At 71.5% G+C, this 14,132-nt stretch carries 19 protein-coding genes and 1 riboswitch; of the genes, 9 read left to right on the forward strand and 10 right to left on the reverse strand.

Going from position 1 to position 14,132, the window contains the following annotated elements; translation table 11 throughout:
- Nucleotide 1: 1 nt before the first annotated feature.
- On the reverse strand, nucleotides 2-1,285 hold the full coding sequence (locus tag ACOWU6_RS09395; protein ID WP_421075561.1) for an MFS transporter: 1,284 nt from the start codon (nucleotides 1,283-1,285) through the stop codon (nucleotides 2-4).
- Nucleotides 1,286-1,407: 122 nt separating this feature from the next.
- Here ACOWU6_RS09395 and ACOWU6_RS09400 point away from each other — a divergent pair, with 122 nt between their 5' ends.
- The 4 genes from ACOWU6_RS09400 to ACOWU6_RS09415 are packed head-to-tail and all read left to right on the forward strand — an operon-like array spanning nucleotide 1,408 to nucleotide 4,899.
- Nucleotides 1,408-2,757 carry an MFS transporter gene (locus ACOWU6_RS09400; RefSeq protein WP_421075508.1) on the forward strand — a complete coding sequence of 450 codons (1,350 nt, stop codon included), beginning with the start codon at nucleotides 1,408-1,410 and terminating at the stop codon, nucleotides 2,755-2,757.
- 9 nt (nucleotides 2,758-2,766) lie between these two features.
- Entirely contained in the window at nucleotides 2,767-3,522 is a 756-nt protein-coding gene (locus ACOWU6_RS09405) for an SGNH/GDSL hydrolase family protein (RefSeq protein ID WP_421075509.1), read from the forward strand.
- A gap of 47 nt (nucleotides 3,523-3,569) precedes the next feature.
- Entirely contained in the window at nucleotides 3,570-4,592 is a 1,023-nt protein-coding gene (locus tag ACOWU6_RS09410) for an LLM class flavin-dependent oxidoreductase (protein WP_421075510.1), read from the forward strand.
- Nucleotides 4,593-4,611: 19 nt separating this feature from the next.
- Nucleotides 4,612-4,899: a hypothetical protein gene (locus ACOWU6_RS09415; RefSeq protein WP_324011309.1), complete on the forward strand. Its 288-nt coding sequence runs from the start codon at nucleotides 4,612-4,614 to the stop codon at nucleotides 4,897-4,899.
- A gap of 3 nt (nucleotides 4,900-4,902) precedes the next feature.
- Here ACOWU6_RS09415 and ACOWU6_RS09420 read toward each other — a convergent pair whose 3' ends face one another.
- The 3 genes from ACOWU6_RS09420 to ACOWU6_RS09430 are packed head-to-tail and all read right to left on the reverse strand — an operon-like array spanning nucleotide 4,903 to nucleotide 6,299.
- Nucleotides 4,903-5,631 (reverse strand): SDR family NAD(P)-dependent oxidoreductase, encoded by a 729-nt coding sequence (locus ACOWU6_RS09420; RefSeq protein ID WP_421075511.1) that lies wholly within the window; start codon nucleotides 5,629-5,631, stop codon nucleotides 4,903-4,905.
- Between the two features lie 10 nt (nucleotides 5,632-5,641).
- Entirely contained in the window at nucleotides 5,642-5,983 is a 342-nt protein-coding gene (locus tag ACOWU6_RS09425) for a multidrug efflux SMR transporter (RefSeq protein ID WP_324011305.1), read from the reverse strand.
- A gap of 1 nt (nucleotide 5,984) precedes the next feature.
- Nucleotides 5,985-6,299: a DMT family transporter gene (locus tag ACOWU6_RS09430; RefSeq protein WP_271171826.1), complete on the reverse strand. Its 315-nt coding sequence runs from the start codon at nucleotides 6,297-6,299 to the stop codon at nucleotides 5,985-5,987.
- 10 nt (nucleotides 6,300-6,309) lie between these two features.
- A riboswitch (guanidine-III (ykkC-III) riboswitch) is annotated at nucleotides 6,310-6,374 on the reverse strand.
- 111 nt (nucleotides 6,375-6,485) lie between these two features.
- On the opposite strand from ACOWU6_RS09430, the gene ACOWU6_RS09435 reads away from it, so the two are divergent.
- The gene (locus ACOWU6_RS09435; protein WP_421075512.1) at nucleotides 6,486-7,160 is read left to right on the forward strand and encodes a GOLPH3/VPS74 family protein; all 675 of its coding nucleotides are present in this window, start codon (nucleotides 6,486-6,488) and stop codon (nucleotides 7,158-7,160) included.
- 40 nt (nucleotides 7,161-7,200) lie between these two features.
- Nucleotides 7,201-7,929 (forward strand): formylglycine-generating enzyme family protein, encoded by a 729-nt coding sequence (locus ACOWU6_RS09440; protein ID WP_421075562.1) that lies wholly within the window; start codon nucleotides 7,201-7,203, stop codon nucleotides 7,927-7,929.
- Nucleotides 7,930-7,931: 2 nt separating this feature from the next.
- On the opposite strand, the gene ACOWU6_RS09445 is transcribed toward ACOWU6_RS09440, so the two are convergent.
- The 3 genes from ACOWU6_RS09445 to ACOWU6_RS09455 form a co-directional block, all read right to left on the reverse strand.
- Entirely contained in the window at nucleotides 7,932-8,843 is a 912-nt protein-coding gene (locus ACOWU6_RS09445; protein ID WP_421075513.1) for a hypothetical protein, read from the reverse strand.
- A gap of 31 nt (nucleotides 8,844-8,874) precedes the next feature.
- The gene (locus ACOWU6_RS09450) at nucleotides 8,875-9,438 is read right to left on the reverse strand and encodes a dihydrofolate reductase family protein (RefSeq protein WP_421075514.1); all 564 of its coding nucleotides are present in this window, start codon (nucleotides 9,436-9,438) and stop codon (nucleotides 8,875-8,877) included.
- 61 nt (nucleotides 9,439-9,499) lie between these two features.
- On the reverse strand, nucleotides 9,500-9,898 hold the full coding sequence (locus ACOWU6_RS09455) for a VOC family protein (protein WP_421075515.1): 399 nt from the start codon (nucleotides 9,896-9,898) through the stop codon (nucleotides 9,500-9,502).
- A 73-nt stretch (nucleotides 9,899-9,971) separates the two neighbouring features.
- On the opposite strand from ACOWU6_RS09455, the gene ACOWU6_RS09460 reads away from it, so the two are divergent.
- Complete coding sequence (locus tag ACOWU6_RS09460) at nucleotides 9,972-10,547, forward strand: TetR family transcriptional regulator (protein WP_421075516.1); 576 nt, start codon at nucleotides 9,972-9,974, stop codon at nucleotides 10,545-10,547.
- Between the two features lie 3 nt (nucleotides 10,548-10,550).
- Here the strand turns inward: ACOWU6_RS09460 and ACOWU6_RS09465 are convergent, their stop codons facing one another.
- Nucleotides 10,551-11,018 carry an ASCH domain-containing protein gene (locus ACOWU6_RS09465; RefSeq protein ID WP_421075517.1) on the reverse strand — a complete coding sequence of 156 codons (468 nt, stop codon included), beginning with the start codon at nucleotides 11,016-11,018 and terminating at the stop codon, nucleotides 10,551-10,553.
- Between the two features lie 62 nt (nucleotides 11,019-11,080).
- Between ACOWU6_RS09465 and ACOWU6_RS09470 the strand changes: the two genes are divergently transcribed.
- Both ACOWU6_RS09470 and ACOWU6_RS09475 read left to right on the forward strand, forming a co-directional pair.
- Nucleotides 11,081-11,557 carry a GNAT family N-acetyltransferase gene (locus ACOWU6_RS09470; RefSeq protein WP_421075518.1) on the forward strand — a complete coding sequence of 159 codons (477 nt, stop codon included), beginning with the start codon at nucleotides 11,081-11,083 and terminating at the stop codon, nucleotides 11,555-11,557.
- Nucleotides 11,558-11,789: 232 nt separating this feature from the next.
- Nucleotides 11,790-12,503: a transglycosylase family protein gene (locus tag ACOWU6_RS09475; RefSeq protein WP_421075519.1), complete on the forward strand. Its 714-nt coding sequence runs from the start codon at nucleotides 11,790-11,792 to the stop codon at nucleotides 12,501-12,503.
- Nucleotides 12,504-12,553: 50 nt separating this feature from the next.
- Here the strand turns inward: ACOWU6_RS09475 and ACOWU6_RS09480 are convergent, their stop codons facing one another.
- Both ACOWU6_RS09480 and ACOWU6_RS09485 read right to left on the reverse strand, forming a co-directional pair.
- Entirely contained in the window at nucleotides 12,554-13,309 is a 756-nt protein-coding gene (locus ACOWU6_RS09480) for a phosphotransferase (RefSeq protein WP_421075520.1), read from the reverse strand.
- Entirely contained in the window at nucleotides 13,306-14,058 is a 753-nt protein-coding gene (locus tag ACOWU6_RS09485; protein ID WP_421075521.1) for a class I SAM-dependent methyltransferase, read from the reverse strand. The genes ACOWU6_RS09480 and ACOWU6_RS09485 overlap by 4 nt, the downstream gene beginning before the upstream one ends.
- Nucleotides 14,059-14,132: the final 74 nt, after the last annotated feature.

Below are 14,132 nucleotides of genomic sequence, written 5' to 3' on the forward strand. Positions count from 1 at the left end.
CTCAGCGCTCCCCGCGCGGCTTGTCGAGGCCCATCCGGATCCGCGTGCGCTTGCGCTCGCGGATGATGAACGCCGCCCCGACGAGCCAGATCGGGATCTGCGTGAGGAACGCGATCCGGAACGCCTCGAGCGAGTAGGCCGAGGGGTCGCTCGCGCCCTGCAGGTCGAGGGCGACGCCGATGAACAGGATCGCGAGGAGGCCGGCGAGGAAGCCTCCGACGTTCGTGATGCCCGTCGCGGTGCTCAGCTGGTGCGAGGGGTTGAAGGTCCGCGCGTGGTCGAACGCGATCATCGACGCAGGGCCGCCGAGCGCGAGCGCGACGGCGAGCAGGAGGAGCACCGCGAACGGGGCGGGGCCCGGCCACGCGAGCACGGCGATCCAAGCGATGAGCTGGATGGCGACGATCGGCAGGACGAGGAGGTGCGAGCGGCGCGTGGGGTTGCGCGAGGACAGGATGCCGATGAGCGGCCCGAACACGATGCCCATGAGCACGAAGACGCTCTGCACGGTCGACGCCTGAGCGGCCGAGAGCCCCTCGCCCGCGGTGAGGAACGGGAAGCCCCACAGCATGACGAACGCCGTGCCCGCGAACGGGGTCGTGAAGTGCGACCAGAAGGCCAGGCGCGTGCCGGGGTTCGCCCAGGCGGCGCGGATGCCGACGCGCGTGTCGATCGCGCTCGTGACGACTCGGATCGCGCCCGTCTCGGTGTCGACGGACACATCGGCCTCGCGCTCGGGCGGGTGGTTCCGCACGAGCGCCACGATGAGGATCGTGAAGAGCACGGCGAGGCCGGCGAGGCTCCCGAACGCGATCGACCACGACGTGGCATGCAGGAGCGCGGCGAGGGGGAGGATGGCCACGAGCTGGCCCATCTGCCCGACGATGCCCGTGAGCTGCACCATGATCGGGTTGCGCTGGGCGGGGAACCACGTCGCGACGAGACGGAGCGCGCTCGGGAAGATCGCGGCGTCGCCGGCTCCCAGCAGCATGCGCGCGAAGATCGCGACGCCCACGTTGGGGGAGACCGCCATGATGAGCTGACCGGCCGCCATCACGGCCATCCCGATCGCCATGATCGGGCGCGCGCCGAACCGGTCGAGCCAGAGGCCGATCGGGATCTGCATGAGGCCGTAGACGCCGAGCTGCAGCACCGCGAACATCGACAGCGTCGACGCATCGGCGCTGAAGTGCTCGGCGGCATCGACGCCGACGGCGGACAGCGAGGTGCGGTTCGCGACCGAGAGTACATAGGCGAGGACCGCGACGATCCAGATCGTCCACATCCACGCGGCTGACGGGGGCGCGATGCGGGCTCTCACATGTCCTCCGGGTGTTGGGGAAGTCGTCCTCTCAGGCTACTCCTGGCCGCGCGCGCTTCATGTCGAGGTGACACTAACCTGGAGGCATGGCGAACCCCTCTGCGCGTCTGGATGACCTCCCGTTCAACCGGCAGCATGCGCGGCTCCTCACGGGATCCGGCATCGGGTGGGCGCTCGACGCGATGGACGTCGGCCTCATCTCGTTCATCATCGCCGCGCTCACGGCGCAGTGGGGGATCACGGGCGCCGAGGCGGGGCTCATCACCTCGGTCGGCTTCGTCGGGATGGCCCTGGGCGCGAGCCTCGGGGGCCTGCTCGCCGACAAGCTGGGGCGCCGCCAGGTCTTCGCGCTCACCCTGCTCGTCTACGGCGTCGCGACCGGGGCCAGCGCGCTCGTCGGCGGCGTCGCGATGCTCATCGTGCTGCGGTTCTTCGTGGGGCTCGGACTCGGGTCCGAGCTGCCCGTCGCGTCGACGTACGTCGCCGAGTTCGCGCCCGCGCGCATCCGGGGGCGCCTCGTGGTCGTGCTCGAGGCGTTCTGGGCCATCGGCTGGACGCTCGCGGCGCTCATCGGGACGTTCGTCGTCGGGGCCTCCGACGACGGATGGCGGTGGGCGTTCCTGCTCGGCGCCGTCCCGGCGGCGTACGCGCTCGTCATCCGCTGGGGGATGCCGGAGTCGCCGCGCTGGCTCGAGTCGAAGGGGCGGCACGCCGAGGCCGAGGCGATCGTGCGGCGCTTCGAGGCCGCGTCACGGCGGCCCGCACCGAGCGCCGCTCCCGCGCCGAAGCCGACCCCGTACGCCGCGGCCCCGCTTCAGGGGGCATCGGCCGTCGGCGCTCTGTGGTCGCCCGCGCTCCGCGTGCGCACGAGCGCGATCTGGCTCGTGTGGTTCTGCGTGAACTTCTCCTACTACGGCGCGTTCATCTGGATCCCGACGATCCTCGTGCAGCAGGGCTACGACCTCGTCCGCTCGTTCGAGTTCACGCTGCTCATCACCCTCGCGCAGCTGCCCGGCTACGCGGTCGCCGCCTGGCTCATCGAGGTCTGGGGGCGCCGCATCACGCTCTCGACGTTCCTCGTCGGATCCGCGGTCGCGGCCATCCTCTACGGCACGTCGGGTGAGCTGTGGCAGATCCTCCTCTACGGCTCGCTGCTGTCGTTCTTCAACCTCGGCGCGTGGGGTGCGCTCTACGCGGTGACCCCCGAGCTCTACCCCACGAGCGTGCGGGCGACGGGCGCGGGATGGGCGGCCGGCGCCGGCCGGATCGCATCCATCATCGCCCCGCTGTTCACTCCGTGGGCGCTGACCGTCGGCGGCGCGGGCCTCGTGTTCACGGTGTTCTCGGCGTTCTTCGCGATCGCGGCGCTCGGGACCATCCCGCTCGCCGACAAGCGCGGGGAGGTGCTCGAGGCCACGCTCGCGGACGCTCGATAGCCTGGAGGGATGACGATCCGCTACGTCGCCATCGGCGACTCGTTCACAGAGGGCGTGGGAGACGAGCTGCCGGATGGCCGCCCGCGCGGGTGGGCTGACATCGCCGCCCAGGGATGGGCCGACAGCCTCGGCGAGCCGATCGAGTACGCGAACCTGGCCATCCGCGGGCGGCTCGCCTGGCCGATCGTCGATGAGCAGCTCGAGCCGGCGCTCGCTCTGCGCCCCACGCACCTGTCGTTCAACGGGGGCGGCAACGACATGCTGCGCCCGGGCGTCGCGATCGAGAGCATCGCGGACGCCTTCTCGCGTGTGCTCGCGCGCTGCGACGAGGAGGGCGTGCGCCTCATCCTGTTGTCGGGGGCGAATCCGTCGGCCGGGCTTCCGCTGTCGGGGCTCATCCAGCGACGCGGAGACGAGCTGTCGGCGGCGGTGCTCCGCCGGATCGAGGGGCGGGGCGACGTCATCCAGGCGCTCAACTGGCCCGATCGCGTGCTGTCGCGGGCCGAGTTCTGGTCTGCCGATCGGCTGCACATGAACGTGCGCGGGCACCACCGCGTCGCGGCGCGCGTCCTCACGGCGCTCGGCGCGGACGCGCCCGAGACCTGGTGGGATCTCCCGCACGAGGGCGTCGTGCACCTCGAGCGCACGCGGTACTACCGCGAGCACGTTCTCCCGTGGGTGAAGCGCCGCTTGACGCGCCGCTCGTCGGGTGACGGACGTCAGGCGAAGTACGCGAGCTGGACGACGATCGCCCCCGCGACCTGACCTATTCAATGGAATAAAACGCGCGGCACCCGTGGTTGCATGGTGACGTGAAGCGCATCGGATTCCTCTCCTTCGGCCATTGGACGCCGCACCCCGAGTCGGCGACGCGCAGCGCGGCCGACGTGCTGCTGCAGTCCATCGAGTTCGCACAGGCGGCCGAGGACCTCGGCGCCGACGGGGCGTACTTCCGCGTCCACCACTTCGCGAGGCAGCTCGCGTCGCCCTTCCCGCTGCTCGCCGCCGCGGGCGCGAAGACGAGCCGCATCGAGCTCGGCACGGGCGTGATCGACATGCGGTACGAGAACCCGATGTACATGGTCGAGGACGCCGGAGCCGCCGACCTGATCTCGGGCGGCCGACTGCAGCTCGGCATCTCGCGCGGGTCACCGGAGCAGGTGGTCGACGGATGGCGCTACTTCGGCTACCAGGCGGCCGAGGACGACCCGTCGGGCGCGCAGGCCGCCCGCCAGAAGACCGAGCTCCTGCTCACGCTGCTCGAGGGCCAGGGCTTCGCCGAGCCGAACCCGCGCCCGATGTTCCCGAACCCGCCGGGGCTGCTTCGGCTCGAGCCGCACTCGGAGGGACTCCGTCAGCGGATCTGGTGGGGTGCGGGCTCGAACGCGACGGCAGTGTGGGCGGCCCAGCACGGCATGAACCTCATGAGCTCGACGCTCAAGGACGACGAGAGTGGCGAGCCCTTCCACGTGCAGCAGGCCGCGCAGATCCGGGCGTTCCGCGAGGAGTGGGCGCGTCACGATCACGGCTTCGAGCCGCGCGTCTCGGTCTCACGGTCGATCTTCGCGATCGTCGACGACCGAGATCGCCGCTACTTCCTGGGCAGCGGCGACCGCGACGACCAGTTCGGCTACATCGACAGCACGCGCTCGGTCTTCGGGCGCTCGTATGCGGGCGAGCCCGACGAGCTGATCGAGGAGCTCGCGGGGGATGAGGCGATCGCCGAGGCCGACACGCTGCTCCTGACGGTGCCCAACCAGCTCGGCGTCGAGTACAACGCGCACGCGATCGAGTCGATCCTCCGTCACGTCGCTCCGGGCCTCGGCTGGCGCTGAGCGGCCGTAGTCTCGGATCATGACGAGTCCCGAGGTCAATGCGCTCGCCTTCAACGTGTCGATCCCCGACCATCTGCGCTGGCGCGACGAACGGCGCGGCGAGGAGTTCGAGCTGCAGAGCATCACGGTGCGGCTGCTGCCGGACGGCTCGCTCGCCGCGAAGGCGTACGGTCGGCCCACGGCCGGCGGCCGCGGGGCGTACGTGTCCTTCGCGGTCCGGCGCGACGCCGAGATCGACGCGCTCATCGATGCCGCGGCCGGAGAGGCGGCACGCCTCTGGGCCGGGCATCGCGGGCTCGACGGCTGAGAATCAGCGCCCGCCGGTGACGCGGATGGTCGCGCCGGCCGCGTAGGACGCGTCGGGGGAGAGGGCGAAGGCGACGACTCCGGCGACCTCCTCGGGCCGGCCGGCGCGCCCCAGCGGATGCGCGGCCGCGACGCGTGCAGGGCGCCCGGGGTCGCCCGCATCGGCGTGGATGTCGGTCTCGATCGTTCCGGGCGCGACGCCGATGACGCGGATCCCTCTCGCGGCGGCCTCGATCGCGAGACCCTTCGTGAGGGCGTCGACGCCTGCCTTCGCGGCGGCGTAGTGGACGTACTCGCCGGGCGAGCCGGTCGTCGCCGCCCCGGATGAGATGTTCACGAGGACGCCGCCGTCGGGCAGCTGGGACACGGCGCGGCGCGCGACGAGGACCGCCGCGGTGAGGTTGAGGTCGATGACCGTCCGGATGACGTCGACCGGGGTGTCGACGAGAGGGCCGATGTGGAGCGTCGCGCCCGCGTTGTTGACGACGCCGGTGAGGCGCGCGGGATCGGCGGCCGCGAACAGCACCTCGATGCCGGCGTCGGTGGTCACATCGGCCCGCACCACGCGGCACCGGGCGCCGAGATCCTCCATCTCGGCGCGCGTGCGCGCAGCGGCGCCCTCGTCCCGCGTGAAGCCGAGGACGAGATCGTGGCCGTCGGATGCGAGGCGTCGCGCGATCGCGGCGCCGATCCCGCGCGTGCCTCCGGTGATCAGGGTGAGAGGGCGTGACACGCCTCTCACGTTAGTCGTCGGCGGGTTCGGGACGGCCATCCGGGACGAGCTTGAGGCCCACGACCGCGAGGATGATGCCGGCGAGGAAGACGACCTTCCAAAGCGACACCGGCTCGACCCCGGTGGCCATGGCCCACACGACGGTGAGCGCCGCCCCGATGCCGGTCCAGACCGCGTAGGCGGTGCCGATCGGGATGCGCTTCACGGCCCAGCCGAGGCCGACCATGCTGAGGACGGCGGAGAGGGCGAAGACGAGAGTCGGGAGCGGCTGCGTGAAGCCCTCGGAGAGGCCGAGCGCCGTCGCCCACACGGCCTCGAGGAGGCCGCTCGCGATGAGGATGAGCCACGCCATGTCAGCTCACCGCCTTGAGACCCGCGATGCAGGCCACGAGCAGCACGAGCAGGGCGATGCGCGCGGCGCTCGCCTTCTCCTGCTTCGTCACGATCGCCCAGACGACCGTCAGCGTCGCGCCCACGCCGACCCAGACCGCGTACGCGGTGCCCGTGGGCAGCTCGTTCATCGCCCACGCGAGGCCGCAGAGGCTCAGCAGCATGGTCGCGAAGAACAGGACGGTGGGCTTCCATCGCCGGAAGCCCTTCGATGCGGCGAGCGCCGAGGCCCATACGGCCTCGAGGACGCCCGAGAGGATGAGGATGACCCAAGCCATTCTCGGCCCTTCTGAGTCCGTCTTGTCGTGGTGCGGGTACGGCTCCCTCGTCCGCGGGCCGGGTGCCGGCCCCGCGTACGAGGATATCGCCCGCGTCCGAGCATCCGCTGGGCAGCGGATGCTCAAGGGGCGGAGATCCGTCGGAAGACGGATGTCCGCCGATGCAGCGCGACGTAGCGTCGGAGCATGCTGATCGTCGAGGAACTCCACCTGCTGCTCACGAACGCCGCCGGCACCCAGGAGCGCCCGGGCGCGATGCGCGCCTACGGAGAGGCGGCCGCGCTCATCACGGATCTCGTGCTCGCGGGGCGGGTGAGCCTCACGGACGAGAAGAAGCCTCGGATCCGCGTGCTCTCGGACGCGCCCACCGGCCATCCCGTGCTCGACGAGGCCATGATCCGCCTGCGGGCGAAGGACGGCGCACGGCTGGAGTCGGTCATCACCTGGTCGAAGCTCGATCCCGAGCGGGAGGTGGTCGCATCTCTCGTGCAGGCCGGGGTGCTCGAGGTCGGCGAGCGCACCTTCTGGGGGCTCGGCAAGCCGCGCACGCCGGAACGGGACGGCGCGCCGGAGGCGAGCCTGCGGGCGCGGCTCGCGGCCGTCCTCGACGGCGCGGCGGACCCCGGGGTCGCGGACACGACCATCCTCGCCATCCTCCAGGGGCTCGACGTGGCCCGGCACGTGCTCGCCGACGAGGCGGGCGGGCGGCGCCCGCGGGTGCTCAAGGCGCGCATCGGGGAGATCGTGGAGTCGTCGCCGGCGGGCACGGCAGTCGAGCGGGCGGTGCAGGCGATGAACGCGGCGATCATGACGGCGGCGATCATGCCCGCGATGATCGCCGGGGCGAGCGCCGCGAGCTGAACGCGGCGACAATGGGGGAGTGAGCTCCGTCGACTTCGAGATGGCGTCGATCGCGCCCGGCACCGTCACCCTGCACGATGCGCGTCGGAAGGAGCGCCGCACGGTCGCGCTCGAGCCGTTCCGGATCGGCGTGTATCCCGTGACCGAGGAGCAGCTCGCCGAGCTCCTCGGTGTGGCGGCGACGCATCCGCGACGGCCTGCCGTGGACGTGAGCTGGCAGCGCGCCGTCCGCTTCTGCAACGCGGCATCCGAGTGGGAGGGCCTCGACCCCGTCTACACATTCGACGGTGAAGAGGTGCACTGGGACGTCGGCGCCGACGGCTATCGCCTGCCGACGGAGGCCGAGTGGGAGTTCGCGTGCCGTGCCGGCTCGAAGGGCCCGCACTACGGCGAGCTCTCGGACGTCGCGTGGACCGCCGCGGACGGGGTGACCGCCCCGCAGGAGGTCGGCGGCAAGATGCCGAACCTGAACGGGCTGTTCGACACGCTCGGCAACGTCTGGGAGTGGTGCTGGGACCTGCTCGACCCCGCGCGGTACGACGACTGCCGCGTGTTCCGCGGCGGCGGATTCGCCGACGACGCGTGGAGCGTGCGCGCCTCGGTGCGGCGCGGCGGCGCCCCGCGCATGCACCACGAGGATGTCGGCTTCCGCCTGGCTCGTGGCGCGTACGACGGCGACGACGCTGCCCAGGGATGGTCGGCCGCGGCCGACCGCGAACGGGCCCTCGTGGATGGGCCCCTCCCGTCCGGCTGGACGCCGCGCCGCTGACGTCAGGCGGGGACGAGGGCGGAGCTCACGATGACCAGCCCCTCTCCGTGGCGATCGTCGAGCTCCTCCTGGAGGCTGCCGTCGTCGTGGACGACGGTGATGCCGACGGTGCCCGCGATCCCGTCGACACCGCCGCCGAGAACGCCCGGGCCGTCGATGATCTCCTGGAGGAGCGCCACGAGCTCGGCCTCCGTGCGCTCGGCACGCGTGACGCACAGCATCCCGCCCCACAGGGCTCGGATGGACGCTTCTGCGGCGGCCGGATCGCCCGCGACGGCGACGTTGAGGATCGTGTAGCGCGGGTCGCTCAACTGCGCCTCGACGGCGGGATCCAGGGGATCCCCGCCCGCTGCCGGGTTGCGGGACATGTCCACCCAGGTCGCCGCGTACCCCTCGACCGTGGAAGCGTGCGCGGTGGCGGCGTGGAAGTCGTCGAGAGAGACGCGCGACTCGTCGACGACCCGCCACCCGCCATCCGGCTCCGCGCACGGTGTCTCGATGGGCTCGTCCGAGGGGAAATCCGGCCGCTCGGGAATCTCCGCGGCCGGGACGATCTCGACCGGCGTGAACTGCCCGGCATCGGCGTCGTACGAGCCGGTGACGGCGAAGTCGCCCCACCGCACGCCGCTCTGCTCCTCGTATTCGCCGTCGAGCGCGCTCCAGTCCCACTCGACCAGCGGCACACCCGCGCACTGCGGGGGCAGCGACTCGGCGACGCCGCCGAGGCAGAGGTGGGCTCCGTCGCCGCGATCGATGACCGTGACGGCACCGCGCGTCGTCAGCAGCCCGGAAGGTCGGGTCGCCGTCGGCGTCTCCGAGGTCACCGGATCGGTGGGCGGGGTGGCGCATCCGGCGAACAGCACCGCGCCGGTGGCGACGACGGCGACCGCGAGTCGTCGAGCGAAGGTGGTCATACTCGGGAGTGTCCCACACGACGTGTCCGTCTCAGTGCTGCTGCTCTCGGTCCTCCTGGAGCGGCCCGACGAAGCGATGGCGCGCCATGATGAAGCCGGCGTTGCGGGCGACGTCGAGCAGCTCGAGGTCGAATCGGCGGGGGAGGAGCGGCCGCCCCGCGCCGAGCGTCACCGGAGCGATCGACGAGATGATCTCGTCGAGCAGACCCTCGTCGGCGAACTGCCCGACGAGATCGCCGCCGCCGACGACCCACAGGTCCTTCCCTTCCGCGGCGTCGACCATCTCCTCGTAGACCGCGCGGACGCCGCCGGAGCGGAATCGGATGTCGGCGGCGTCGACCTCGGGCAGCGCGAGCGTGCGCGAGGTCATCACCCACGCCGGCATCGTGTAGAGCCATTGCCCGGGGTGGTGCCGCACGACCCACTCGTAGGTCGTCGAGCCCATGACGATCGCGCCGATCCCCTCGATGAAGGCGTCGTAGTCGTTGGCCCCGCCCTTGTCGAGCGGCTGCCGGAGCAGCCAGTCCAGCGAGTCGTCCGGATCCGCGAGGAATCCGTCGAGCGTGGTCGCTGTGTAGTAGACGAGCTTGGTCATGCGTCCTCCCGGCGTCGATGTCGACCCATCCTGCCGCCCACCTCCGACATCGGCCGGGCGCTCAGACCGCGTACGCCTGCGCGAACTCCGGTGAGGGCTCGATCGGCTGGATGACGTCGATGAGCACGCCGTCCGGACCTTCAAGGATGGCGTGCCGCTGGCCGAACGCCTCGTCGCGCAGCGGGAGCACCACGCGCACGTCCGACGGCATCTCGGCCATCACGGCGTCGACATCCGTGACCTCGAAGTTCAGGATCACGCCCGCGGGAGGACGACCGAAGCCGCGCGGGATCGTCTCGTGCGCGTGATCGAGGATCGCGAGCTCTGCGTCCCCGCGGCGGAGGCTGACGTACCAGTCGGCTTCGAACGTCACCTCGAAGCCGAGGACGCGCCGGTAGAACGCGCTCGTCGTCGCGACGTCGGTGGTCATCAGCACGGGATAGAAGCTCGTCACGGTCATGATGGTCCTTTACGTACATTGTGTATGTATTGTGCGGCTAGAATACATACGCCACGTACGTAAAGGAAGGGCCATGCCGAGATCATCCGCCGCCGACGCGGCCGTCACCGCCCGGCGGATCCTCGCCGTCGCGACCCGGGCCTTCGCGACGCACGGGTTCGCCGACGCGTCCGTGGACGACATCGCCCGCTCCGCCGACGTGACGCGCGGCGCGGTCTACCACCACTTCGCCTCGAAGCGCGGGCTGTTCGACGCGGCCGCGGCGCGGCTGCAGGAGGACGTCGCGGCAGCCGTCATCACGGCGGCCGAAGCCGCGGGGGAGGACCCCCGCGCCCAGCTCGTCGCCGGCAGTCACGCCTTCGTCGACGCGATCACCGAGGGTGAGGCTGCGCGGGTGCTTCTCGTCGAGGCGCCCGCCGCGATGGGATGGAGCCAGTGGCGCGCGCAGGACGACGCGGCGTCGGGTGTGCACCTTCTCGACGCCCTGCGTGCCTGCGGGCTGCGCGGCCAGGAGGCCGAGGCGCTGGCGCGCCAGCTCTCCGGTGCGATGAACGAGGCGGCGCTGTGGATCGTGGAGCAGGGCGGCGGCGCCGCGATCCGACGGCAGGCCCACCTCGCACTCGAGCGCCTGCTCGCGGCGGTCGTGTGAGGCTCAGTCGTCGGCGGCGAACACGAGCTCGAAGCGCTCGCACAGCACCGGCATGTCGGGCGAGAAGGGGCGGCCGCTCTCTCCGTGCTCGGACCAGAATCTCTCGTGGATCGCGCGCCATGCGGCGAGGGTGCGGTCGCCCTCGCCTTCCGCGTGCGCGTGCTCCGCGTCCACCTCGTCGAAGGGCACGACGCGCACGCTCGTGGTCCGGATGACCGCGCGCGGTGCCCCCGAGCCGTCCAGGATGACGCTGAGGTCGCCCGCCTGCGGGAGGCGGTCTCCGCTCGCCTCATAGTCCCAGAGCGCGGAGGCGGTGCCCGTCTTCACGCCGGCCAGCACGAGAGCGAGCAGGCCGTCGGCATGCTCCGGCGTCGCGCCGAACGCCCAGCTCTCGGTGGGCGAAGCGGGGAGATCCGCGACCGCCCCTCTCGCCCGCTCCCAGAACTCCTCGACGGTCGGCGCTGCGCTCATCCTCCGACCCTATCCGCCGTCCGCGCGCCATCCTTCCGCGCCCGCGCGATAGCGTGACGAGCATGGGCGAACTCGACCTGGACATCCGTGAGATCCGCGAAGAGGACGCGGGAGAGGTGATGACCCTGCAGCGCGCGGCATTCGTCTCGGAGGCGCAGATCTACGGAAGCGCGGACATGCCGCCGCTCACCCAGACCCTCGACGAGGTGCGCTGGGAGCTGCGGGACAATCTCGGCTGCGTCGCGCTCGACGGCGCGCGGATGGTCGGGGCGCTCCGCGCGCGGATCGACGGCGAGCTCCTCCTCATCGGACGGATCGCGATCGCGCCCGACATGCAGGGACATGGGATCGGGTCGCGGCTGCTCGACGCCGTCGAAGCCAGGGGAGCGTCCGCCGGCGCCCGTGAAGCGGAGCTCTTCACGGGCTCGCTGAGCGAGGCGAACATCCGGCTCTACGAGCGGCAGGGGTACCGCGAGACGGAGCGGATCGACGAGGGCGACGGGACGGCCCAGGTCTTCCTGCGGAAGCGGCTGGGCTGACCGGGACGGAGGCAGGTCGCGACTCGAACGGAACTCAAGAACCCGCTGGCAAGACGCTGGATCGGTTTGTTATCTGTTCGTGATCTCTGCCTAAGGTGGCCACCTTGAACCGCGAAGGATGGCCGTCGAGTCCGCCCCGAGAGTCCTTCGTTCCCTGAAATCGACAGATTCACCGGTCGGGCGGTCGCTGCACGCGAGGTGCGCGCAGCGAGACGGGGCCGCGGAGTTCAGAGTGCACCCGAACAGGAATACCCGACCCGTCACCCGCACGACCCGACGCCTGCGGGGTGGCTTCGCCGTCGCGGGAGTCGCCGCTGCGGCAGCGGCGGCGACGTTCATCCCGACGGCCGCGAATGCGGCCGACGGCGCCACGTGGGACGCCCTCGCGCAGTGCGAGTCCGGCGGCAACTGGGCGATCGACACCGGCAACGGATACTACGGCGGCCTGCAGTTCTCGATGGAGACGTGGCAGGCGAACGGCGGCACGGGCAACCCGGCCGCTGCGTCGCGCGAGGAGCAGATCCGGGTCGCCGAGAACGTGCTCGCAACACAGGGCTGGGGCGCCTGGCCCACCTGCTCGGCGCAGATCGGCGCGACCGGCGGCGCCGACACGAGCGGCTCGGAGCAGTCGGCGCCCGCGGCACCGGCCGAGAACACCGCGCCGGCGGAGAACTCTGCACCGGCGGAGGAGTCCGCCCCCGCCGAGACTGCTGCGCCGGCGGAGGAGCCGGCAGCGGCCGCTCCCGCCCAGCCGACGTATGACCTCCCGGACGTCGAGCCGTCGGACGAGACCTACACGGTTGAGGCCGGCGACACGCTCTTCGAGATCGCGGAGGCGAACGGCATCGAGAGCGGCTGGCTCGGCATCTTCGCGGTCAACCAGGACATCCTCTCGAACCCGGACCTCATCGAGGTCGACCAGGAGCTCGTGCTGCCTGTGCAGTGAGGTGACCTATCGGAGGCGCGCGGCCCCATGGCCGCGCGCCTCCGGCGTGCTCAGACGGCGAGCGCGCGCGTCCAGATGTCCACGTGCTCCTCGACGAAGGACGTCACGGTTCGCCAATGCCGGCCGTGACCCTCGACATGCATCGTCGCCCACGGCTCGCGCCCGTCCGCGTGCGCCTCGGCGAGGAGGCGGTGCATGGCCGCAGCGCGAGCGGCCATCGCCTGGGGCAGCGCGTCGCGCAGATCGGCGTCGGCGCCGTACCCGTCGACGAAGGCGCGGAGGCAGGCGGCCGCCTCGAGCGGCGGCTGCGCGGCGTCGTTGAGCGTGAAGGCCTGAGCCGAGTACGCGAGGTCCCACAGGCGCGTGCTCGGGCCCGCGCCGTCCCAGTCGATGAAGACCCATCGCTCGCCGATGACGAGATTCCAGGGAGCGAGGTCGTTGTGGCAGAGGAGATCCGCGTCCGCTGCCGGGATGAGCACATCCCAGTCGTGCGTGCCATCCATCGGGATGGTCGCGCTCGCGTCGTGGATCTCGCGAACCATGCGACCGACTCGAGCCAGCTCGGAGAGCGTGAGCGGATCGCCTTCGAGCGCGGTCGTGCCTCCGATGTACTCCAGGACCATCCGCCCCTGGTCGTCGCGCGGGAGCGGCCGGGGCGCGTCGACACCCTGCGCGCGGAGCGCGGAGAGGAACGTCGCGATGCGTGCGGAGTTCCGCGTCCAGGGCTTGCGCACCGTGTCTCCGACGCGGACGACGTCGCCGGTTGCGTTGCCGCCTGTGAGCGGCACCTCCGTGCACTCTGTCATGCGATCCCGGTGTCGTGCCGGTAGACGTACACCTCAGTGCCCTGGTGCAGGTCGAGGTCCGTTCGACCGCGCGTGTCCGGGTCGTGGTCGAGGATCTCCTCGAGGCGGGAGAGCATGTCGGCGCGCGTGTCCTCATCGGCCGCGCGTGCGGTGCTGACCGTCATCCATCGGGCGAGGTAGTCGTCACGCGTGATGCGCTCACTCCACGGGATCCAGGCGGACGTCACGGGGCGGAAACCGGGGAGGGGCGACATCGCGGGCGGGAGGGTCCGCTCGGAGATCTGGTCGGACCATCCTGGATGCAGCACTCGGGCGCAGGCGCGATCCCATGCGCACTCGGGGTCGTAGGTGTTCCACAGGAGGGCCAGCGCACCGCCCGGCCGGAGGACGCGCGCGATCTCGGCGCACGCGAGCGACTCATCGAACCAGTGGAACGCCTGTGCGACCGTCACGAGGTCCTGACTCCGATCGGGCGCGGGGATGTCCTCGGCGGTGCCGACGCGGACGTCGACGGCCGGCAGGATCATGCGCAGCTGGTCGAGCATCGGCTCCGAGGGGTCGATGGCGACCACGCGATCGGCCAGCGGGACGAGCTTGCGGGTGAGCTTTCCCGTCCCCGCGCCCAGATCGAGGACGTCGCCGAGACGCTCCGGGGCGAACACGGCGACCGCGTCGTCCGGGAACCCGGGGCGGTAGCGCTCGTATTCGGCGCCCATGTCGAGGAAAGTGCGTGCGAGCTCCGGCTGCATGCTCCTCATGCTAGGTGCGGATGCACGGCGCGGGGGAGTGCGCCGCATAGGCTCGGGGCGTGGGCGACGGGCGA

The sequence above is a fragment of the Microbacterium sp. SA156 genome, assembly GCF_049065455.1.
Taxonomy (GTDB): Bacteria; Actinomycetota; Actinomycetes; order Actinomycetales; family Microbacteriaceae; genus Microbacterium; species Microbacterium barkeri.